Annotated in this window: 15 protein-coding genes; 8 read left to right on the top strand and 7 right to left on the bottom strand. The window is 60.3% G+C overall.

Annotated elements, in window-relative coordinates; all coding sequences use genetic code 11:
* Positions 1-30 precede the first annotated feature (30 nt).
* The gene (locus tag NKL04_RS02205; protein WP_023699977.1) at positions 31-285 is read left to right on the top strand and encodes a hypothetical protein; all 255 of its coding nucleotides are present in this window, start codon (positions 31-33) and stop codon (positions 283-285) included.
* A gap of 314 nt (positions 286-599) precedes the next feature.
* Complete coding sequence (locus tag NKL04_RS02200; RefSeq protein ID WP_023699976.1) at positions 600-1,574, top strand: L,D-transpeptidase family protein; 975 nt, start codon at positions 600-602, stop codon at positions 1,572-1,574.
* A gap of 86 nt (positions 1,575-1,660) precedes the next feature.
* Here the strand turns inward: NKL04_RS02200 and NKL04_RS02195 are convergent, their stop codons facing one another.
* The 6 genes from NKL04_RS02195 to NKL04_RS02170 all read right to left on the bottom strand — a co-directional run bounded on the left by NKL04_RS02195 (position 1,661) and on the right by NKL04_RS02170 (position 8,679).
* Positions 1,661-3,706, bottom strand: a complete 2,046-nt coding sequence (locus tag NKL04_RS02195; protein ID WP_031194956.1) for a CHASE2 domain-containing protein — start codon at positions 3,704-3,706, stop codon at positions 1,661-1,663.
* A 15-nt stretch (positions 3,707-3,721) separates the two neighbouring features.
* Entirely contained in the window at positions 3,722-4,546 is an 825-nt protein-coding gene (locus NKL04_RS02190; protein ID WP_023699973.1) for a FecR family protein, read from the bottom strand.
* Positions 4,543-5,817, bottom strand: coding sequence for a tetratricopeptide repeat protein (locus NKL04_RS02185; RefSeq protein WP_023699972.1), 1,275 nt, complete (start codon positions 5,815-5,817; stop codon positions 4,543-4,545). Before NKL04_RS02185 ends, NKL04_RS02190 begins: the two co-directional genes overlap by 4 nt.
* 474 nt (positions 5,818-6,291) lie before the next feature.
* Complete coding sequence (locus NKL04_RS02180; RefSeq protein WP_023736095.1) at positions 6,292-7,479, bottom strand: magnesium transporter; 1,188 nt, start codon at positions 7,477-7,479, stop codon at positions 6,292-6,294.
* Between the two features lie 201 nt (positions 7,480-7,680).
* Positions 7,681-7,836, bottom strand: coding sequence for a hypothetical protein (locus NKL04_RS02175; protein WP_023681074.1), 156 nt, complete (start codon positions 7,834-7,836; stop codon positions 7,681-7,683).
* A gap of 126 nt (positions 7,837-7,962) precedes the next feature.
* On the bottom strand, positions 7,963-8,679 hold the full coding sequence (locus NKL04_RS02170; protein ID WP_031209085.1) for a pentapeptide repeat-containing protein: 717 nt from the start codon (positions 8,677-8,679) through the stop codon (positions 7,963-7,965).
* Between the two features lie 1,229 nt (positions 8,680-9,908).
* Between NKL04_RS02170 and NKL04_RS02165 the strand changes: the two genes are divergently transcribed.
* From NKL04_RS02165 to NKL04_RS02145, 5 genes are all read left to right on the top strand, one after another.
* Positions 9,909-10,307 carry a hypothetical protein gene (locus NKL04_RS02165; protein ID WP_156951422.1) on the top strand — a complete coding sequence of 133 codons (399 nt, stop codon included), beginning with the start codon at positions 9,909-9,911 and terminating at the stop codon, positions 10,305-10,307.
* Between the two features lie 251 nt (positions 10,308-10,558).
* Positions 10,559-12,007 (top strand): TolC family protein, encoded by a 1,449-nt coding sequence (locus NKL04_RS02160; protein ID WP_023681072.1) that lies wholly within the window; start codon positions 10,559-10,561, stop codon positions 12,005-12,007.
* 37 nt (positions 12,008-12,044) lie between these two features.
* A complete protein-coding gene (locus NKL04_RS02155) occupies positions 12,045-14,177 on the top strand; it encodes a type I secretion system permease/ATPase (RefSeq protein ID WP_023687775.1) in 2,133 nt (710 codons plus the stop codon).
* 44 nt (positions 14,178-14,221) lie between these two features.
* Positions 14,222-15,511: an HlyD family type I secretion periplasmic adaptor subunit gene (locus NKL04_RS02150; RefSeq protein ID WP_023699965.1), complete on the top strand. Its 1,290-nt coding sequence runs from the start codon at positions 14,222-14,224 to the stop codon at positions 15,509-15,511.
* Positions 15,501-16,142: a ribbon-helix-helix domain-containing protein gene (locus NKL04_RS02145; protein ID WP_023699964.1), complete on the top strand. Its 642-nt coding sequence runs from the start codon at positions 15,501-15,503 to the stop codon at positions 16,140-16,142. Before NKL04_RS02150 ends, NKL04_RS02145 begins: the two co-directional genes overlap by 11 nt.
* Positions 16,143-16,252: 110 nt before the next feature.
* On the opposite strand, the gene NKL04_RS02140 is transcribed toward NKL04_RS02145, so the two are convergent.
* A complete protein-coding gene (locus NKL04_RS02140; protein WP_031209083.1) occupies positions 16,253-17,191 on the bottom strand; it encodes a transglutaminase-like cysteine peptidase in 939 nt (312 codons plus the stop codon).
* 323 nt (positions 17,192-17,514) lie between these two features.
* On the opposite strand from NKL04_RS02140, the gene NKL04_RS02135 reads away from it, so the two are divergent.
* Entirely contained in the window at positions 17,515-23,460 is a 5,946-nt protein-coding gene (locus NKL04_RS02135; protein ID WP_352723206.1) for a beta strand repeat-containing protein, read from the top strand.
* Positions 23,461-23,582: the final 122 nt, after the last annotated feature.

Genomic DNA, 23,582 nt, shown 5'->3' with positions numbered 1-23,582 from the left:
TCGAGGACGGCCTTAGGACGGAGGACCACGATGGCTTGGATGGCCGCAATTTGCCCGATTACAGATGAGCAGGCGCTCGTTAATTCGGAGACAGTTGGTGACATCCGGGAGTTTCGCTGTCCGAGTTGCGGCGACTTCAAAATCACGAACTCGGCCACCGCGATGTTCAAAGGCCTATCGGCAGAACAGAAGTTGGAGCGCTTCGAATACGCTAGGGCAATCGCGGGCGACAACGCGATCACAGTGACGACGGAACATGGATCTATCGATACCGAAGATCAATAGAATACCCGCCCGACAAGCCGGTTCCCAGCGCATCTCCTCACTTGCTGCCCTGAGACCATTTGACTGCCGGTCCAGGTAGTGGGCAGTTTGAAGGTAGAAGCTCACGTCAACATGGCCAGGCCATTTTTACACTGCCGATCTGCACGGCCAGCAACGCCTCTCGTGAGGGGCAAGGCATGGGCATCGAACGTCTCGGACCGGTCGGCGGCATAAGGCTGGTTGCCTATGATCCTCCTACCGGCGAATGGAACCAGATCTGCCACAGCGCGTCATAGAAGCAGATCAGGTGCGATTTAACGTAAGGAGTGAAATCGATGATCAGGCTCCTTCTCCTCCTCGCCATTGCACTCGCCTTCGCATGCGGCGGGACGGAGGCGGCCAAGCTGGACCTAGCCGCGGTAAATCAGGCGCAATTCTCCGCCGGCGATCCGAAAGGGCTCGATCCTGCCGTGCTGAAGGCGCAAATTTTTTTGGATCGTGCGCGCTTCTCACCGGGGCTCATCGACGGCCGCCTTGGAGAGAACTTCGCCAAGGCGGTCAAGGCCTTCCAGGCGTCGAACGGACTGGCGCCAGATGGCAAGCTCACCCAGGCGACTTGGGACAAGCTGATGGCAACCTCCACCAGCCCAGCTCTGATCACCTATGAACTGACCCGCAAAGATGAACGCGGCCCCTTCACCAAACGCATTCCGGGGCGCATGGAGAGGATGGCTCGCCTGAGAAGGCTTGGCTATCACGACTCGATCGAGAAGCTGGCGGAGCGCTTCCATGTGAGCGAACCATTGCTCAGGAGGCTAAACCCAGGCACCGGATTCAGGAAAGCTGGAACCACGCTGCTGGTACCAGATGTTGGCCGGGGTGAACCTCCCGCCACCATTGCCGGCGTCGAAGTCGACAAAGGCGCTCATCAGGTGCGCGTGCTCGACCCCTCCAATAAAGCGCTTGCCGTCTACCCTGCCTCGATCGGGAGCGACGAGAAGCCGGCACCAAGTGGGCAGGCAGAGATCCAAAGGGTGGTGCACAACCCGACCTATCACTACGATCCCGATTTTGCATTCAAGGGAGTCAAAACCAAGCGGCCCTTCACCATTGCTGCCGGCCCTAACAATCCCGTGGGATCAATCTGGATCGACCTCTCCATCGAAAGCTACGGCATTCACGGCACGCCCGAACCCGGCAAGATCGGGAAGACCTTCTCTCACGGCTGCATCAGGCTAACGAACTGGGATGCCGAGGACCTCGCCTCAATGGTGCACAAACATATGAAGGTGACTTTCAAGGACGAGTGACGCAAGCCGTCGCCATCCCTCGATGTCGCCGAAACAAGATGTCCGTCGGTGCCCGTGACAATCGCATCCTGCGACCCGTTGGCCGATCAGCGCGTGCTTCGGGTTCGGGGTGCAACATCAAGCGGCGCCATTTGCACGGATGGCGGCGAACCAACCACCATGGCGGGGGCGCCAGATTGCTCACCACGTTGGCTCTCTAGTTCGCGGCTCATACCTTGTTGAGCAGCTTGCATCTCCGGAACGGTGAAAACCGGGACCTCACCCTTGAAACCCTGGAGCTCAAAGGCGCCCGCCTGGACGACCGGCATCGATGCTCCTGCCGCAAAGCCGGGTCCAAGCACCAGGGGGATGCCCAGCTTCTTGGTCGTCGATTCGAGCCGTGCCGCGCGGTTCACCGGGGAACCGATCGCGGTGTAATCGAAGCGCCGTTCGGAGCCGAAATTGCCTACCGAGCAGATGCCGGTCTCGATGGCGACGCCGATTTCGATGGAGCGATGGCCATCCGCGGTGAAGGCGGCGTCTTCGCGCCTCACCCGCTCGATAAGGGCCAGGCCCGCGTCGAGCGCACGCTCACGATGATCGGGTTGATCTAGCGGTGCGTTCCAGAAGGCCAGCACCGCATCGCCCATGAACTTGTCGATGGTGCCGTCGCGCTTGAGGATCTCATCGGTCGCAATGCCGAGGAAATGGTTGACCACCTTGGCGATGTCTTGGGTGTCGAGCTGTTCGCTCATGGTCGTGAAGCCACGTATGTCGCTGATCAAAATTGTGATCTCGCGCTTCTCGCCGGACAGGATTGCCTCGGTGTCCGAGCTTGCGAGGCGCTGCACCACGGAGGGCGACAGATATTGGGAGAACTGTCGCGTCAGGGTGGACCGGCGCTGCTCGCTGCGCCTGTAGAGGACATAGCCTTCGAAGCCCGCAACCATGATGGTTGCAAGCGCCGGCTGCAGCGGGTCATAGAGTGCACCCTGCAGGCTGTACTCGAGAGCGCCGAACACGAACGGCGTGAGGGCCAGCAGCGCCAGGGAGATGGCGCCAAGCACGACACGCCCGGCGAGCACTCCAGAAAGCCCGATGAAAACGACGGCACTGAGGAGAAACCAGAGCCGCTCGAGCATACGCGCGTGCGCTGGCTCTGCCAGGAAGCGCCCGGCAAGCATCTGGCCGATCGCATCGGCGTGGATCTCCGCTCCTGGTCGCGCTGGACTCGTCGGCGTGGGCAGGTACTGCGTCAGGCCCACAGCCGACAAATCGACAATGGCGATGGCGTCCCGCAGCCGCGGATCGCCATGGCCCGAAAGGATAGTGCTGGCAGACAGGCGAGGCGTGTCCGTGGCGGTTTCCCAGAGGCGGATGCTCCCCTCCGGCTCGAGCGGCACAATGGCGCCTGCCATCCTGAGTGCGTCGAACCCGGCTGCATTCATCCGGGCTGTGTAACCGTCCTGTCCAGCGTAAAGGCGCAGGAGCTCGAGTGCGAAAGACGGCCACAGCTGCGCGCGTTGAGGGGTATTGCGAAGCCAGAGCAGCGGCACATGGCGCAGTACGCCGTCGGGATCGGGCAAGGAGCGAATCACGCCGAGGCCTGCGGCGGCGTTCGAGAATTCGGCAAGCGAGCCGGTAAGACCGGTGAAGCCGGGAAGTGTATCGGGTACTTGCCCGACGATCGACCAGCCGGCTTTGGGTTCTGCTTCTGAAACCGTCGCTTCATTGCCCAGGCTAACGGCAAGCGCCGTTCGATTTTTGGACAGCGCCGCTGCCAGGCGCTTGTCTCCGGCGATGCCCTCAGGCGAGGTGTCAGCCTCGGGGAGTACCAGCGCAAGCCCGACCACCGCCGCACCGGATTGCGTGATGCCATCGACCAGATCGGCCAAGAGGCCACGGTTCCAGGGCCATCGCCCATGTGCCTTGAGGCTGGCGTCGTCTATCGAGACGATCACGACAGGATTGCTCGTCGCCTGACGTGGGGCGAGAAACTGATAGAAGTCGTACGTCCGCTCACGCAGGCGCGACAACGGCCCGTCAAAAGCCAAATGGCAAGCGAGCAGCAGGAGCACGACCACAAGGCCGGATATTTTGCGCCTGCCGGCTTGCCGCCAATCAGCCCAGCGCCTACCGACCGAGTGGCTCATCTCGTGCAGCCAGGCCTAATCGCAGTTGTAGTAGTAGCAGCAACCCTCACCCTCACACTCGCCCCGCCGCCCCCCGCTGCCCGCAGGTGGCGTTGGGCTGTCAGGGAATTCCATGACCACTCCTGGCAGTGCGCCGTCCCTGGACCCGCAGACTTTGAGCGAGGAACCTAGAGCCGACGCACAAATTGCGCTTACGTCCAACCCAGGACCCGGTGCGCCCGGCAGGCCGGTTCCCGCTATCCGGTCGATACTGTCCAAGATTGGGAAGGCGTCGATGCCGCCGTAGCCGGCCAGAAGCTTGCCATCGTCCGACGTGCAGGCGTAGCCCGGGTTCGTGATGACCAGCCGTTTGCCATTGATCGTGCAGGTCATGCGGCCGGCGCGCAATATGCCGACGGTCTGGCCGGCTGCCACCAGCACTTCGATGATGCCGCCTCTCGCTCCGAGCACCATGTGCGGCGTCGCAACCTGCATGACGCCCCCTTTCGAAACCTGGCCGCCATAAAAACGGGCCAGGCCGCTGTTCATCTCGATGTCGATCTTTCCCGACCCGGAGCCCGGATTGTAGACGAACTCGTCGATCGTCAGGCTGGTGTTCGGACCAATCTTGGCGCTCGATTCGTCCCGGAACACCAGCATTCCGAGACCGGTGGGATTGCTTCGCAACTGGTCGCCGAGTTCGACGCCGGCGCCAACGTTCATGGTCCCGCCGTTATTGCGGACGATGATGGTCTGGTAGGCCGTCATCGACCCGACCGTCTCAGCAGCAGATGGTCCCGCGAAGGCGAGGCAGGCGATAAAAATGACGATCTGATGGTACCTCATCGCGGCCTCCTTCAATTGAGCGTCAACGTATAGCTCATGAGCATTTCGAACGATTTTCGGTCGCGGTTGGCGAGGGCGAAGTTGGTTTTGCGATAGGCGAAATCGACGCTGATCTTCTGCGCTTCCGTCAGCTGAAAATCGCTTTCCGAGGCAATGCGCCAGAAGTCGCTCTTGATATTTGTGCCGATGCCGACGGACAGATCGGGAGTGTCGCTGTGGCCGGCCGATAAGGCGATCTGGTGCGACCATGCGAAAAGATCCGGTACGTTCATCAACAGTCCGCCATAGCGGACCTCGCCCGTATAACTGCGGCTGATTTCGCCGGATCCGGAAGCGAAGTCATTCGAGCCGACAAAGCGCAAGCCGAGCGCCTGGCCATTGCGGAAGCGGTAGCTGCCGCCTGCTTCATAGAAGACCCTGCTATCGGCGAAAATGCCCTGCGAGGCGCTTAGATCGATGTAGCCGCCACCGGCGAAGAGCGTCGTCTCGACGGTCGGGCGAACGACGAAACGTCCACTGAGGCCGATGCCGGTTTCGTAAATGTCGCTGTCGAAACGATCCGTAACGGTAAACGCGGAAAGCAGCAGGCGCAGCGAATCGATCCCGCTGTTGGGCAGTCCCTTGTCCCAGGTAATCGCTGCGTTGCCGTGGATAAAAGTCTTCTCGCCACCCGGAACCGACAGGTCTTCCGTGAAAAGACGCTCAGTCGCGGTCAACGACCCCGAAAGAACGAGCGCGTCGGCACTTGGCGTGCCGAGGTCCCACCGCACAAAACCTTCCGCCTGCCCGTAAGGCGAGACGAAGCTGTCGTCGTCTTGCGCCCCGCCTGGCTCAAAATCGGTGAATGCGCTGAATACGCCGCCGGTCAGGGCGAGTTCCCAGGTGACGCCACGCAACGCGCGCTCGATGCGGGCGAGCAGGCGAACAGCTTCCTGTTGCTCACTTGCGGTCAGACCCCCGACTTCGATGCCGTACTGCACCTGCCGCCGGGCCAATTCATAGGACCCGACATGGTAATACAACCGGCTGGCCGCAAGCCGGGCGCGCGCATCGCGGGGGTACTGGATCAGATACTGCTCGATCGAGGAGATCGCCTGATCGTATTGCCCAGCGTTGACCGCAACCGTGACGAATTGGGCGAGCGTTCCATTGTCGGCCGGACTGGCGATGCGGGCCGCAAACGCATCGTCATAGGCCCCAAAAAGACCTTGTGCGCCGGCCGGCAACACGCCGGCACAAAGCAGCGCTGCGGCGAAGCCGAAGATCGTTCGAAACGAAGATTGCACGCCGAGAACCCACCCCAAACCCGACTAGTGCGAGGGATTTAGCACGACTGCAGGAAAAAGGCGACTGAACGGTCGCCGGACTTATGCGAGTCCTCAGCAGCTGTTGCAACTGCGCAACAAGATATCGGGTTTATTCCTATTTCGGCTGCGCTGATTGTCAAAAACTCTTCTCAACATTGCTGCACGTGATTGAAGTATTTGGCCCAAGGCTTAACAAAATCAAATCTCATCAGTAGTGGATCGCACAGCCGACAAGATTAATATTGGGTGGGCGATCCTGCGTATCTGGTCACCAGGCTTCAAGGTCACCCACGGCTTCTCCAAAGGCCTTCCGTCGCGTTTCGCAAGGGACGGAGAGCTGCCGGAGGTGCTTCTCACGAGGCGTGTGCGATTCGCCCGGGTCTTGCAATTTCTTTGAACGCGAGGTCAGCTCATTGCCTCAACGCCCAGGGACGCGTCACCGCACGCAGCTTGCTACAGCACGAGCATGGTGGCCAGCCCCAGCATCAGGCCCATGCCTACAATATCGGTCACGGTGGTGAGGAAGATCGCCGAGGCGACCGCCGGATCGGCGCCTACCCGGCGCAGGCCCAACGGGATCAGCACGCCGGAGATGCCGGACATGAGGCACGATCCGGACATGGCAAGCAGGATCACAAGTGCCAGCATCGGCGCCTGCGCCGCCGACGCCGGTTGCCTCGAGGCATAGAACCACATCGCCGCAGCCGCAACAACGCCGACGAGCACGCCGTTGGCGGCCGCGAGCGCGCCCTCTCTCATCACCAAGTGCAGCTTCGGTCGTTTGTCCACATCCCCCAGGGCAAGGCCACGCAGCGTCATAGCCAGTGCCTGGCAGCCGGTGTTTCCGCTCTGCCCGGCCAAGACCGGGAGAAACGCCGCCAGAGCGACGATCTTCTCGATCGTGCCTGTGAACGAACTGACCACGAATGCGGCCATGAAGGCCGTCAGGAGATTCAACTGCAGCCACGGATGACGCTTCAGGAAGGCTGAAAACAGCGGCGTAAAAGAGCGCTCCTCCTTCTGGAGGCCTACCATCTGGCCAGACTGGGCGGAAATCTCGATGATTTGCTGCTCGAACAATCGCCAGCCGCGAACCTGCCCGAGCAGCCGGTTCTCCGCATCCACCACCGGATAGACAGGATAGTGACGCCGTACCGCCGCCTTGCATGCGTTACTCAAAGAGAGACCGACATCAAGAGCGAACGGCCTGGGCAGCATGATGTGATCGACAATCGCGTCGGGTTCGCTCAGCATCAGATCGCGCAGGACCGCTAGGCCAACCAGTCTATTGCCCTCGTCCGTGACGTAGAGATAAGTGAGCTCGGTCGGCACCTGGGCGCCTCTGACAGCTTCCACCGCGGCAGCAACCGTCGTCCCGACAGGAACGCTGGCGGGGATCGGGTCCATCACGTCGACGAGCGACTCGGGGATCGCGAAACCCATCTCACCGTCATGAGAGCTGATGGGCCGCATATGCAGTGGCAAATGCTCGGCCACCTTACGGGCGTGCCCGTCAGGCAACAGCTTTAGTGTGTCGCGGATGAACTCGGGAGACTCTCTAGCGAGCAATTCAGCTGCGTCATCAGGTGCTCGAGCACGCAGCGTGCGCACCAACTTCTGAACGCCGGTCTCTTCGTTCATATGATATGGCCCCCCAATTGAAAGTGAAAAAGTTGTGAAGTATCGGATCGCACCGGGGCGGAAATACGACAGCTTCTTCCGGCCCCAGCAGTCCGCCTTGTGGTTCTCGCAAGCGCCGCCTGCACGCTCCTAGCTTGAGAAGACAAAGCAGACGTCTACATTTGGGCGTGCCCTCGTCAGGTCAGCATGCGAGTGTCCGCGCTATTTCCCTCGCTTTTCAACCTTTAGGTTTGGGAGGTCGGGTCGCTTGGATACCACACCGGCCTCCTTCAAGGCGGTGTATCCAACCTTTTTGAGGAGCTTCTCTGTTTTGGCGCGCTCCTTGTCCAGAGCGGTATCACCTTTGACCTTGGGCATCCGTCCTCCATTTGGTCGTTGAGATTGCCGGAAATGTCCCGCAGTGTCGTGCTTTGACCCCCGGCAGAGGACTGAATTGAGGCGCTTTGCCGCCCGGCAGCCTTTGGCGGGAAGCGGACGGGCGGGCTATTCCTGCTGGAATTGACAGGGCCAATTTTCTGGCCTCGTCATGCCAGAAGGCAACTCGGTCCGGGCGTCCCCGCAAGCCATGTTGAGCTGCCACTGGGACAGACCCGCCGAATTGGATAGATCGAGGCCCTCGATACGGGTCAGAAAGAAAAAAGCGCCCTCAAAGTCTATCGGTGCGGTGAACTTCGCTCCTCGGAAGTCCGCCCGCGCGAGATTGGCAAACGAAAAGTGGCTGCCGCTGATATCGGCGTCATGGAACTGCGCACGCCCCAATTCCGCCTTTGTGAAGTCAACATTGACCAGATTGGCGTCCTGGAAATTCGAGCGCTGCACTTCCGCGCCCGCAAACACGGCGCCCTGCGCGTCCATATGGCTGAAGTCGGTCCTGTAAGCCTCGATTTTGTCGAACCGGGCGCCTTTGGCGGTCGAGCCGGCCAGGGAAGCGCGCACAAGCGTTGCCTTCTCAAAATTTGCCGCAAGGAGATTGCTGTTCCTGAGGTCGGTCGAAGTGAAATCAACACCGAACAGGTTTGCCCCGCTCAGGTCCTGTCCTTCTAGGATGAGAAGCTTTTTGTCACACTCCTGCCAATTGACGCCAGGCGTCGCGGCTGCGTAGCAATCTTGAGCGGCGGTGGCGTTTTGCCAAGCCAATACAGTGCAAACCGCCAGACCCAAGCCGGATCCGCCGTAAGCTCTGGTTCGTCTCAAAGTCATTGTTGCTGGACCCCTCTGCTACTCGTCGACAATCAGCCTTACCACATCTGCTGACACTCGAGCCACGGTAACGACCGCCGTCACAGTTGCGCATCAACGATCCGCCGATAGCCAGCAGCAGCTTGCGAAATTATCGAGAGGTGGGGAAAGGCTTTGACGGTAGAGTGCTTTTTCGCGGATGCGCATGAGCGCCTCAAGTGCACGAACGAGGAGCGTGAGCAGCGCCTGGAGGAGCGTCTGACGCTCGCGAAGGAAATGACGGGGAGCGTAGATCCGTTGGATTTCATAGAAACCTGGATATCCCCCGGCCAGAGACACCATCCAAAGTTCGGTGGTGACCCTCCCAGCGCCGGCGGGGCGGAGAGCGACAGCTGAAGCGTGAGGCCGTGACAACCATAGTGACTGTCAACGAGCGCCTTCCCGTGGTTTGAGCCATCGGTCGTGTGAACCCATCCTGTTGCACGTCGTAGCCGCCGATTGCCGCACGAATCGCTGGAAGTCTTTCGAAGCTGAAATTCTTGGGTTACGTGTGACAGGTGGCATCCCAGAAGGTGAATCGACGAACGGACTGACGACTATGTCGATCCAAAGGCACATACTTTCGGGAAAGCGCTCAATTCACAAAACAAAGAGTTCGGCGTAAGCCGTGAGTTATTGGTGAGCCCGGAGGGCGAACGGAAACTGTTGATTTTGCTGAATTTTGGTGGGCCAAAATCTGAAAGGTCCCGTATCATTCCGTATGCTCCCGCGACCCCAAACTGCCGACCATAGCTGACCTCGTTTTGCAAACGTTGGGAGACAGGGTCCAGAACGGCGGAAATGGGGACGGTTGCAGATCGGCAGCTGCGGCAACAGCGCGCGACCAGCCGACGGTCTAGCGCCTCGATATGCCGATGAGACTTGGGAAGTAACAAACAAGCGGCAGCTTGCAGGCAGTTGTAATCGGTGGAATGGACTTACGAGTCGAGGCGCCGGACCAGGACGGGCTCACTTGCCTCGAAGTTCAGCCTGTTGGAATGGCGCGGAGGAACGAGTAGTGGTATCTAACGAGCCGGCGGCCCCTCGATGTTTGACCGCTCGTCCTGCAACTCTCGTATGTCGTCCCGCAAAGTGGTGGCGCTACCGACCTCTTCGTTCCGCATTGTTTAAACAGCGTATGACTCGTTACAGTCAAATTTTTTTCTGAGCTGCGAAAGGCCGACACTAGAACCGTCAAAAAAATTACGCTTTTGATTTTAACGGAAAATCGCCAGAAGAAATATTTTGAGGTTTCACCAGCTATCGGGATCAATCGAGGGATTTTTGGACCTTGCGGCATTCGATGGCCTACCGAACCGCCTCAAAAAGTACCGTCACCTCTTCGGTTGACCCAGTCGTTGATCGGCCGTCATACGAGCCCCTATTCTGGCACGCTGGCCAGTGAAGCAGTCGTCGGCGTTTATTCGCCGGCTCAGGGATTTTTGCCCACGCTTCAGGTCGAAGAAAGGCCGGGGTGTCCGTTCCAGGCTCTTGGCAAACGGGCTAAGATTATCCTGCCGATTGTAGCCGCCAACCAAGATGTTGTCGGTCACCTCGCTGAAAAAGTACACCCAGAAATAGTCAAGCCATCAGGAGAAAATAGGTCATAAGGTGGCCTTGCGGTCCTCCTTCCCGGAGCGGTTTCGCTTGCCTGTTCAAACTCGGACGGCTGTTACCCAAAAACCGCAGTGGGTATTTTATGTGCCATTTTTGCGACATTCTATAGAATTTTGCTTGAATTTAGCGTTTTAGCGGTCACTAAATCAATAAGTGCTCCCATATTTTGCAAATTTGTGAACAATCACGGTTGAGTTGTAACGCCTGGCAATAATGGCGCAGGGGAACGTTGGGGTGGGGTGAAATGAATACGACATCTATGTCGGCGATAGGCAAGCGCCTCGGCCTGCTGACGACGGTCGCCATATTGAGTTGTGGGAATGCTCACGCGCTCACTCTCCAGGAGGCGATGGCGGTTGCGGTGGAGTCCAACCCCGAAATTGGCCAAGCGATCGAAAACCGCGAAGCAATCGAATTCGAGCTACGCCAAGCGAAGGGACTTTATCTTCCCAGCGTCGATGTCGAGGCGTCGGCGGGGGTTCGTCGTCTCGACAATTCCTCCCGGCGTTCGCTGTCCATAGAGGATGACGCGCTCTATCCGGCGGAAGCCGATGTCGTTGTCACGCAGACGCTTTATGACAGCGGCGCAAGGCGGGCGGAACTGAACCGTCAGGCGTCGCGGGTCGACGGCGCATCGTTCCGGGTGCTGGAACGGTCTGAATTCATTGGACTGTCTGTCGTCCAGGACTATCTCGAATACATGCTGCAGGCTTCGATCGTTTCAGAAGCGAAGAAGAATCTGGGCTTTCACCAGGCAATCCTCGGCGACATCCGGCAAGGTATTGCAGGCGGCGCGTTGAACGAGGCTGATCGCCAGCAGGCCGAGGAGCGGCTGTTCGCTGCCAAGGCACGTATGCAGGAGGCGACCGAAGAACTGGAGGCTTCCAAGATACGGTTCTTCAAGACGGTCGGTAAGCCGCTGACCAACGCGTCAAGGCCAGGCGATGTCTCGAGCGCGCTGCCAAGGTCGCTCGACGACGCGCTAGGGCTGGCGCGACAGAACAATCCGCGCGTCCACATGGCCAACAGCGATATCGACGCCGCCGCCTCCCTGGTGGATGCGGCGCGGGCGAAATTCGGGCCCTCCGTCATCGCCGAAGGCCGCGCCCGCGGCGGCTATGACATCGACGGCGACGATGGCGACGCTAGCGACCTGCAGGCGCGGCTGGTGCTGCGCTGGAACCTCTATCGCGGCGGCATCGACAAAGCCAACGAGCAAGAGCAGGTCCGCCGCACCAGCGAGCAGCGCCTTGTGCTGCACCAGGTTCTGCGCGAGATCGAGGAAGCCGTCCGTACGTCATGGGATCGCCGCTTCCGGCAGGCCGATCTGGCAAAGACATTGAAGCTTCAGGCTGCCGCCAACGAAAGGCTGGTGGCGTCCTATCGCGAGCAGTTCAAGGTCGGACAGCGCTCGCTGCTCGACGTGCTCGACGCGCAGAACACGCGGTTCAACACAGCTACGCTTGCCGACACCGCATCCTACGCGTCGCTTTTCGCGCAGTACCGGCTGCTGGCGGCAACCGGGCAGTTGCTGAAGACCATGAATCTTCAGCCGGCAAAACAGGCCACCGCCTATGCCAAGGCCGAGTTCAATGCGCCTGAAACGGCCGACACCGAAACGTATGCGCGCACGCCGTCGGAGCAGACGAACGATCTGCCTTTCGACATCCTCGCACCGGTAAGAAAGAAGTAGGAAGGTCAAGGACGAACGATAGTCCTGCGGGCCGATCGTGAACCCACAACCCAAAATCCTCTCCCCAAAAGAGGCGTTCAAGGCCTGCTTCTCCGCTGTTGCCGGGTACCTCGGCAGGCCGAGTTCCGAGACCGTGCTGTTTGCCGGCGTGCCGCTGTCAGACACCCGCATCGATATCGACGCCATCCGGCATCTTGCCGAACGCATCGGTCTTGAAATCACGGAATTCAGCCATCGCGACTTTCTTCGCGGACGCATCGACCTTCCCGCCATTCTGTTTCGCGTCAGCCAGTTGCCGGTTGCGCTGCTTGCCCAGACCGAGGACGGTGGATTTACGACCGCTCCCCAGGAAGACGGGCGCACCACAATCAGCAAATCCGAGTTTTCCGGAAGTTATATTAGTGGCGGCGTTTCCTTCTCGATAACCTATGCCAACGCAGTAGAGGCGATGAGCGTCGGTTCGGCGGCCAAGATCGAGCGGCGACATTGGCTGACCGGCACGATGGGGCCGTTCTGGCGCACCTATTCGAAGGTCATCCTGTCGGCGGTATTCATCAATCTGCTTGCTCTTGCCTCACCGATCTTCACCATGAACGTCTACGACAGGATCTTGCCGAACAAGGCGATATCGACGCTCTGGGTGCTGTCGATCGGGATCGGCGCGGTCATTCTGTTCGACCTGCTCTTGAAGACCGCCAGAGCGTCACTGATCGACTATGCCGGGCGCAAGGCCGATCTTCGCATCTCCTATATGCTTTTCGAGAAGGTGCTGAACTCGTCCTTGTCGGCAAGGCCCGGCTCAACCGGCGAATATGCAAATCGGGTGACCCAGTACGAGTTCGTGCGCGAGTTTTTCACGTCGAACACCATCAGCGTCTTCATCGACACAGCCTTCGTCTTCGTCTTTCTTCTTGTCATCTATGCGATAGGCGGTTGGCTGGTCGTCATACCGGCCATTGCCTTTGTCGCCTCGGTGATCGTCGGGCTGATCACGCAACGGCGCATCGGCAAACGCGTTGCCGCTTCCATGAACGAGGCTTCGCAGCGCCAGGCCCTGCTGGTGGAATCCATCTCCACGCTGGAAACGATCAAATCGCTGCGGGCAGAGGCGTACCTTCTGCGAAAATGGGCGGAGCATTCCAAGAACGCATCCAACACGTCCGAGAAGATCAAACAGCTTTCGGCTGCCGCCGGCAACATAACGCAAGCCATCCAGCAGATGGTCACCGTCGCTTTGATCGTGGCCGGCGCCTATGCCTTTTCGGAAGGGCATGTCTCGACCGGCGCCATCATCGGCACCGTCATGCTGGCGGGCCGGGCGGTGGCCCCGCTTGGGCAGATTGCTATCACCTTGTCCAGACTTCGCCAGGCGATGCTGTCCCTGCGAATGGTGAATTCGATCATGGCGCAGCCTGAGGATCGGCCGGACACGGTTGGTTTCGTCAACCGCCCCATTCGCAACGGTGCAATGGCATTCAGGAATGTCGGCTTTGTCTACCCGGGTTCCGAAAACGAAGTGCTGACCGGCCTGAATTTCTCGGTGAAGCCCGGTGAGCGGATTGGCATCATCGGCCGCATAGGCTCGGGAAAGACGACCATGGGGCGGCTGATCGGCAGGCTGTTCCTGCCGACCTCCGGCGAGCTGCTGCTGGACGGGATCGACATCCGTCAATACCACCCGTCGGAGGTTCGCGCCGCGGTCGGGATCGTCGCGCAAGCCAACGATCTGTTTTCGGGCACCATCAAGGAAAATCTCCTGATGGCGTGCCCGGAGGCGACCGATGAGCAGATCGTCGACGCGGCCAAGGCTGCCGGCGTCGACGACTTCGTCTCCCGCCATCCGCGAGGCTACGACATGAATGTCGGCGAGCGCGGCACCAATCTTTCGGGCGGTCAGAGGCAGACAATGGCAATTGCCCGCCTGTTGCTGACCAAACCGAAAATCGTGTTCCTGGACGAGCCGTCCGGCTCGATGGATCTGGCTTCCGAGCGCCAGCTGATCAAGCAGCTCAAAGTGGCTTTCGATCGCAACACGACCCTGATCGTATCGACGCACCGCTTCAGCATGCTCGAGCTGGCCGACCGCCTCATTGTCATCGAGCAGGGCAAGATCGTTGCCGATGGACCGAAAGACCAGGTGATACAGGCGTTGCAGAAAACAAGCGCCTGACCGAACAGAATTATTGAGTTAATTCAACACATTGGGCGTTGGAAATGCTAGCCAGGGAAGACCGTCCGCCGCTTTTTGCGTCGGCTTCGATATTCATCATCGGAGCGCTCTTTGCGAGTTCGGTAGCCTGGGCGTCCTTTGCCGAGGTCGATGAAATCGCACGCGGCGACGGCAAGATCATACCGGCGTCGAAGACCCAGATCATCCAGGCCAGCGAGCCGGGCGTGGTTCAGGAAATCGCCGTGACGATCGGTCAGGTCGTCAAGAAGAATGACCTCATCATTCGTCTCGACAACACCTTCAACACTTCCAGCCTTGGCGAGCAGCAGGCCAAGGCGCGGGCGCTGCAGACGCGCATTGCACGGCTCCAATTCGAACAGACCGGCAGCCTCGAGGGCGCGTTTCCCTGTCCGTCCGAGATCCAGAAGGTGGCGCCGGAAATCTGCGACAACGAGCAGAAGCTGCTAATCGCGCGGCGCGACAACTTCGAAGTCAAACTGTCGGTTCTAAAGTCGCGGCTCGATCAGCGTGAGAAGGAACTCGACGAAGCCAACGCCAATGCCGATCGCCTCACCAAGAACCTGGCCGTCAGCGACCAGGAGGCGAAGCTGGTCGAAGCGATGGTCAAGAAAGGCCTGATGGCGCGAACCGAGCAGCTCCGCGTCGAGCGCGAGCAGACCGAGCTCAATGGTCAGCTGACGCTTGCCGGAGAGACCATCAAGAAAGCCAGGTCTGCCATCATGGAAGCCAAGCTTCAGGTCGACGAACTTGGCCTGCAGCTGCAACAGGAAGCGCTCAGCGATCTGACGCAGGCGCTGGCCGATCTCTCGGTGGTGGACGAGACGATACGCGGTGCCACCGACAAGGTGGCGCGTACCGATATCCGTTCGCCTGTCGATGGTATCGTCAACACGCTTGACATCAACACGGTCGGCGCCTTCGTCCAGCCCGGCGCGGTCGTCGCGGGTATAGTGCCGACGTCCGAGACCCTGCTGGTCGAAGCCCGAGTTTCACCGCGGGACGTCGCCTTCATCCGGCCGGGCCAGGATGCCCTGATCAAGGTGACCGCCTATGACTTCTCGATCTTCGGCGGCATCGAAGGCAAGGTGTCGAACATCACTGCCGACAGCCTTGTCGACCAGAAGACCGGCGAACCGTACTATCAGGTGCGTGTCGCCACCGACAAATCGACCCTGACGCGCGACGGCAAGACCTATTCGATCATCCCCGGCATGATCTGTTCGGTCGACATCAAGACCGGACGCAAAACGATCCTCACTTACCTTCTGAAGCCGATCAACAAGGCGCGGGAGGAGGCAATGAGTGAGCGATAGTGCGATCTCCCGCCCGGTCGATCGCGACCGGCTGCTGCCACCGCTGGCGAGTGAGGATTTCGGTCTCGAGTTCCGGGTTGTGGCGCGTGGCGGCACGCGCCGCGGCATTCGTCTGGAGAGGGCGTTCTGGACTTCGCTGAAGCAAATGGCGGAAAGCCGCAAATGCACGATCGGCACGCTGATCGAGGAAATTGCAGAGAGCCACGCCAACGCCGGAAACCTGACATCGGCAATCCGCGTAGCCTGCATGCGTGGACTGGCCGACCAGAACGTCACCTTGCAGAGGCTCGCGTCGATCAAGACCATCAACGCCATTCTCGTCGCCTGTCCCTCGCCGGCCTTTGCCCTGGCATCGTCGAAGAAGATCCTGACGTTCAATGCGCCGTTCCAGCAGTTGGTGCGGCGGCAATTGCCGGTGGCGCCGAACGAGGACGCGCGCCATGATCTCAAGCTGGCGCTGGACCTCAATGTCGCCGACATATTCGGCAGGCTCGACGCCAATGGCGAGACGCCGGTTGCCACCGGTTTCGTCATCGGCGCCGGCGAGCGCCGCTACCGCGGTCAACTGAGCGCGGTGCGGGCGCCGGTGGTCGAGCCGGAACTGCTCATGGCGTTCGTCTTCGGCGGCTAGAGCAATTCCATGCAAAATTTGAGCAGTTTTCCGGGGAAAGCGCGTAGCGCTTTCCCTTGGAAATTGCGTCAAACAAGTAGATAGACCGCTCAAGACTCTCTGACGGGAGCTTACGGCTGCACACCTTCACCAGGCGCGACCGTCGAAAGGCCGCCCTTGATATCGGCTATTTGAGCAGAACCGGTCTTCGCGCCATGGATCCACGCGCGATCGGTGCTGAACGAATACAGCGGCACGTAGGTCGGCAGGTCTGTGTCGCGGGAAACTACATTGCTCAAACTGTCGAGAATGAAGACGCCGCTGCCGGTGCTGACCGACAGCACGGCATGAAAGAAACCGCGCTTGCGATCCTGCAAGACGACCAGCGACATGCTCTGCGCCGGGATGCCTGCATGTAGCAGCGCGGCCATCTTGAGGATGGCGAAATCCTCGCAGTCCCCTGCCCGCCGCTCAAGGATTTCCCGGGGCTTGGCCCAGTAGTCGAGCTTGCCGTAAACCACGCTGTCCTTCTTGTAGGCGATGGCGCGATTTATACTTGAGTTGACGAAGGACAACTTATCGATGAAGCGCTTGTTCCCGGCTGCCTTGACGATCTCGGCAAAGGCGCTGTTCTTGCGTTCGCACGCGCTGCTCGCGGTACAGTCGACAATTGCCTTGTAGACCGGCGCCCAGCGCGCCGAAACGGGGAAATTGCGCATCGACAGGGCAACAGAACCGAACACGCCGGGAATGATCGCCGCCGTCTGGATCGGGTCGATCCCGGCGGCGGGCGGCGCGATCGAAGAACCACGCTTTTCATCAACGGCAACAGAGCTGCTGAAAATCATGCCGATCCGGTAGGCTGAAACCGGCTGCCATGGCTGCGGCCGAGCCAGCGAAACGCCGCCGAGACTGGACGGGGTTTCGACCGCCGCCAGAACTCCAGCGGCAGCGCCGGCATTCACGGCAATTGCTTTCGCGGATGATGGCTGCGGCAGGCTTGCGATCGCCATTGCCAGCAGGAGGAGCCTGAGCCCGGTTATTCCCAGGGCAGATTTTTCTTTTTTCATGACGCCCACCTCTTGACTGTGGACGGTACCAATCTTGTCTCAAATTACTGGAAAGGAAGGTGGATAAGTTTCCTTCAATCGGGAATACCTATTTTGTGTAAAACTTTATTCAAATTTATACTTCTGTTTACCAATCCAGCTCAGCCGGCGGATATCAAACGAAGCGCGGCGCGGCCAATGTATATCAGATTATATCTTCCGGGTTTACCACACGTAAAAAATGCCGAGACTTGCATACCGGGATATATGAAATTGATTGCGGGACAGTTGCAAAGCAGAAGTCGTCACTGTCTCTATCCGGGAAATGCCGGAGGGGTTTGGCGATGACGACCAGTAACGATTTAGATACCGTCTCGAATTCTTGGGACGAGCACTCTTCACATGAACATGGCGGCTCGCCATCGCAGGCAGGCATCCAGGTAGCGCAGGCCGCTCAGGCGGCGCCTGCCGAGCCGGTACCGGTCGATGTCGGCAGTGGCGCACCCGTTCAGCCGGCAGCACCCGCGGAGGCGAAAGCGCCGGCGGCAGCCGCGCCGCATGAATACGTGGCCGACGCCAGCAACATCGTGAAACTTCCGGCGGACGTCTCCATCGACAACATCAAGGTCGACGGCCACAATCTGTTGCTGGAACAGGCCGACGGTTCAGTCATCCTCATCAAGGATGGCGCGCTCAACGTGCCGACCTTCATCATCGGTGATGTCGAAGTTCCGCGCGTTGCCTTGCTGGCGGCACTTGAAGCAAGCCATGTCGATGTCGCCTTCGGTGCCGATGGTTCCATATCGGCCGGCCCGGGCGGTTCGAACCCAAGCGCGGGCGCAGACTTCTCGGTTCCACCTGGCGGCATTGGCGACGGGTTCGGCCTTTCGGCACTGTTGCCGCCCACGGCTCTGCAATTTGGGCTTCTGGATCGGCGCGAACTCTTCCCGTCTGTCGTCGACAGGCCGGTTTCAGTTGTGGCAACATCCTTGCTTGCCCCGGACGAGGCAGCCAGCGAAACCGGCCTTAACGGCGGCCCGTCACAATCGCCGGGTAGCGACGCGCCGAGCGACGCGGAAACCTCCGGCAAAGGAACGATCACCATCGACGCGCCGGATGGTATCGGGTCGATCGTCATCAACGGCGTCACTGTTATCGGCGTCGGCCAGCAGATTCCGGGCGATTTCGGCTACCTGACGATCGTGTCATACAATCCGAGCACGGGTGCCATCGAATACAATTACACGGTGACCGAATCGGTCACTCATCCCCTTCAGGGGGACGGGTTCAATCCCAACGACACGGTTCCCGACAATTTCAGCATTACAGTTACGGATGTCGACGGCGATTCGGCCAGCACAACCTTTGCCGTCGCCATCACCGACGACGTGCCGACGGCGGTTGCCGACACGGACAGCGTCACGGAAGGCGGCACGGCGAGCGGCAACGTGATCACGGATGCCGCGCCGGGCGATGCCGGAGATACCGACACGGGCGCCGACACCAAGGGCGCCGACGGCGCTTCGGTAACAGGCGTGACGGGTTTTGGGGCAACGACGCCTGCGGGCAGCGACTTCCATGTCGTTGGCCAGTACGGCACGCTGACGCTGAGCCCGGACGGGACCTACAGCTACGTTGCCAATTCCAACATCAGCAACGCTTCGGCGGTGACGGACACCTTCACCTACACGCTCAAGGACGGCGACGGCGATACCTCGCAGACGACGCTGACGATCACCATCAATGACGGGGCCAACCCGTCAGTGGTGACGAACGCGATCATCGCGGTGGACGAGGAAGGGCTCGGCACCGCCAATGCGACCGGCAGCGCCGCCGCGACCAATGTCGAGAACGGCAGCGGGACGGTGTCGTTCCATGCCGGTTCGGACAACATCACCGGGGTGGCGTTCACATCGGTTGCCGGGATCACGGCGGACGTCAACGGGGTTGCCGGCGCCGACATCGTCTGGACGCTGGCGGGCCCGACGCAGATCACAGGTTCGATCGGCGGCATCGACGCCATCCATATCGACCTGGTCGCACCGTCGCTGCCGATTGTGGCGGGCACGGACGGATCCGCGACCGTCAATGTGACGCTGCTCGACAACTTCCCCCATCCCGACGCAAGCGGGCAGAACATCATCAACCTGACGGGCATCAACGTGGTCGCCACCGATACGGACGGTGACCAGGCGAGTGCAACGGTTCAGGTCAACGTCACCGACGACGTGCCGACGGCGGTTGCCGACACGGACAGCGTCACGGAAGGCGGCACGGCGAGCGGCAACGTGATCACGGATGCCGCGCCGGGCGATGCCGGAGATACCGACACGGGCGCCGACACCAAGGGCGCCGACGGCGCTTCGGTAACAGGCGTGACGGGTTTTGGGGCAACGACGCCTGCGGGCAGCGACTTCCATGTCGTTGGCCAGTACGGCACGCTGACGCTGAGCCCGGACGGGACCTACAGCTACGTTGCCAATTCCAACATCAGCAACGCTTCGGCGGTGACGGACACCTTCACCTACACGCTCAAGGACGGCGACGGCGATACCTCGCAGACGACGCTGACGATCACCATCAATGACGGGGCCAACCCGTCAGTGGTGACGAACGCGATCATCGCGGTGGACGAGGAAGGGCTCGGCACCGCCAATGCGACCGGCAGCGCCGCCGCGACCAATGTCGAGAACGGCAGCGGGACGGTGTCGTTCCATGCCGGTTCGGACAACATCACCGGGGTGGCGTTCACATCGGTTGCCGGGATCACGGCGGACGTCAACGGGGTTGCCGGCGCCGACATCGTCTGGACGCTGGCGGGCCCGACGCAGATCACAGGTTCGATCGGCGGCATCGACGCCATCCATATCGACCTGGTCGCACCGTCGCTGCCGATTGTGGCGGGCACGGACGGATCCGCGACCGTCAATGTGACGCTGCTCGACAACTTCCCCCATCCCGACGCAAGCGGGCAGAACATCATCAACCTGACCGGCATCAACGTGGTCGCCACCGATACGGACGGTGACCAGGCGAGTGCAACGGTTCAGGTCAACGTCACCGACGACGTGCCGACGGCGGTTGCCGACACGGACAGCGTCACGGAAGGCGGCACGGCGAGCGGCAACGTGATCACGGATGCCGCGCCGGGCGATGCCGGAGATACCGACACGGGCGCCGACACCAAGGGCGCCGACGGCGCTTCGGTAACAGGCGTGACGGGTTTTGGGGCAACGACGCCTGCGGGCAGCGACTTCCATGTCGTTGGCCAGTACGGCACGCTGACGCTGAGCCCGGACGGGACCTACAGCTACGTTGCCAATTCCAACATCAGCAACGCTTCGGCGGTGACGGACACCTTCACCTACACGCTCAAGGACGGCGACGGCGATACCTCGCAGACGACGCTGACGATCACCATCAATGACGGGGCCAACCCGTCAGTGGTGACGAACGCGATCATCGCGGTGGACGAGGAAGGGCTCGGCACCGCCAATGCGACCGGCAGCGCCGCCGCGACCAATGTCGAGAACGGCAGCGGGACGGTGTCGTTCCATGCCGGTTCGGACAACATCACCGGGGTGGCGTTCACATCGGTTGCCGGGATCACGGCGGACGTCAACGGGGTTGCCGGCGCCGACATCGTCTGGACGCTGGCCGGCCCGACGCAGATCACAGGTTCGATCGGCGGCATCGACGCCATCCATATCGACCTGGTCGCACCGTCGCTGCCGATTGTGGCGGGCACGGACGGATCCGCGACCGTCAATGTGACGCTGCTCGACAACTTCCCCCATCCCGACGCAAGCGGGCAGAACATCATCAACCTGACCGGCATCAACGTGGTCGCCACCGATACGGACGGTGACCAGGCGAGTGCAACGGTTCAGGTCAACGTCACCGACGACGTGCCGACGCTGAATTCGATCCAGAATGCAATCGTAGCCAATACGACTGGCACTGTTACCGGCCACATCGATGTTCAGTATGGGGCGGACGGTCCGAATGCCGGTTCCGCACTGGTCATCACCAGCTACAATGACCTGGCTGGAATCGTCGAAGTTCTGTCAAACGGCGGTCAGACGCTGACGGGCTTCATCGATACCAACAATGACGGCATCCATGACGCGGGCGAAACCCAGGAGTTTTTCAAACTCAGCCTGAACGATACCGACAACACATACACCCTGACCCACACTGAGCGCCCTGTCGTCTCCATTCCACTTGACTTCAGCTCGGCAAGTGGGGGCGCAGGCGCAGAGACTTTGACGGTGCCCGCGGGTGATTACGAACTAACGTTCAATGGCGGTATCTTCAACGGAACGACTTTGGTCGACCTTGGCGAAGGACAGCCAGGTGACGACAATGACGACGTCAAGCCGACAGGTAACGGTTTTGGCATAGGGGACTCGACAGCCCAAACGACGATCGAGAACAACGAAGGTTTCTTTGTCAACGTCACATCAAACGGAAACCCCACAGTTGCGGACGCGTTGACGTTCGAAATAGATCGAAATGGTGGTGGTGGCACCACCACCATGGTGGTCAATTGGCGCGCGTTCGATGCGGATGGAAATCTGATCAGCGGGGGCACCGGCTTCAACGCCGGATCGGGTTCTCAAACCTTTACCGTCGTGAAATCGCCAGGCACCGGGTTTGTCACTATAAACCCTCCTGGAGATTTCGCGACGATGGAGGTATGGTTTACCAACCAGAACGGAGGTGGCAACACCAGAATTGACGGCGTACAACTCGTTACGACGGTCATTCCTGAAGATCAGCCGCTCACCTTCGGTATTGCGGCGCAGGATGGGGATGGTGACGTAAGTGCGCCAGCTACGCTGAGCGTCCTCCTGCAGGGCGGCGAAGGTCCTGGTTATACGCTGCAAGGCACGGCAAGCGATGAAATAATTACCGGAGGTTCCGCCAACGACACGATCTGCGGCGGTGGTGGTAACGATACCGTTATTGGTGGCACCGGTGTCGATCAATTCCGGCTGGCGACCAACACTGGAACCGACATAATCAAAGACTACACGGACAACACGGACAAGATCGGCCTGTTAGACACAGGCTCGACCGGCGGCGGCAGCGTCAACTTCGCCAACACGGTCGGCACCTCGGCCGGCACCGCTCTCAATGCAACCGACTTCGCGATCCGGGCATCGATCTCCGCTCTTACCACCGGCGACTCGGCACATGTCGTTCAAATCAGTGCGGCACAGACGTCGATCGAAATCGCGGCGGCAACAGTCGCAGTGGCAGCCAACACCTATGTCCTTGTCTTCAACTCGACCACCGGACACGGCGAGCTCTGGTTCGACACGGATTGGCACGACACCACGGGCCGCACGCAGGTCGCGACCTTCGACAACATCACCGCGCTCGCGGGGATTGCCGCTATCACAGCTTCGGACATCTTTGTCTACAACAGCGCCACCGATCCGATCATCCTCGACCTCAACCACGATGGCTTCGCGTTCTCCGATCTCAACCACGGTGTCCAGTTCGACATCAACGGTGACGGAACGAAGGACCAGGTGGCCTGGAACACGTCGAACGACGGCATGCTGGCGGTGGATCTCAACCATGACGGCAAGGTCGACGACGGCACGGAACTGTTCACGCCGAGCTTCGGCGGTGGCCACTTCGCCAGCGGCGCGGCGGCACTTGCCTCGCTCGACAGCAACCATGACGGCGTCATCGACCATAATGACGCGGTATTCGACAGCCTGCTGATCTGGAAAGACGCCAACGCCAACGGCATAAGCGACGCCGGGGAGTTGTCGAACCTCGCCCATAACGGTATTACTTCGATCAGCACGACAACGACCTCCGCTGTCGGCGAAATCGATGGGCAGACCGTGACCGGCAATGGAACCTTCCAGATGGCCGACGGGACGACCGGCAACTACGTCGAGGTCGAGCTCGACACTTCGCTCGCCGCCCCGGCGCAGCCGCCCATCGCCTCCGATGGCAGCAAGACCTTTGCCATCGGCTCGCTGGAGGTCGCCGACCTGATTGCGGACTTCCACGATGGCGACAAGATCGACCTTTCCGCGTTGCTCAAGGGCCTTGCCGGCGTCACCGATCTCGTAGGCGGCGGTTTCGTGGAGATAGCGCAGTCTTCGGCCAATGCGGCCAATGCCGAGGTCAAGCTCGATACCAACGGCGGCGGCGATAACTATCATACGGTCGCCGTGCTGGAGAACTACACATTCCACAGCGCCGCCGATGCGGTCAAAATACTCTACGATGATAGCCATGGTACCAAGACGGACGTGGCCTAGCATTTTGCAGCCAAATGGAAACATTTGGCGTTCGCATAAATGGGGCAGAACAAACGAGGCGAAAGGGACGGGGTGAAGAGCATGAACAGAATTTTGCGGGTGGCTTTCGGGGCTGGGCTGCT

The organism is Mesorhizobium sp. C264A, assembly GCF_040324515.1.
Taxonomy (GTDB): domain Bacteria; phylum Pseudomonadota; class Alphaproteobacteria; order Rhizobiales; family Rhizobiaceae; genus Mesorhizobium.
Note: the sequence above shows the minus strand (reverse complement) of the source record. Positions and strands in the feature narration are given on the sequence as shown.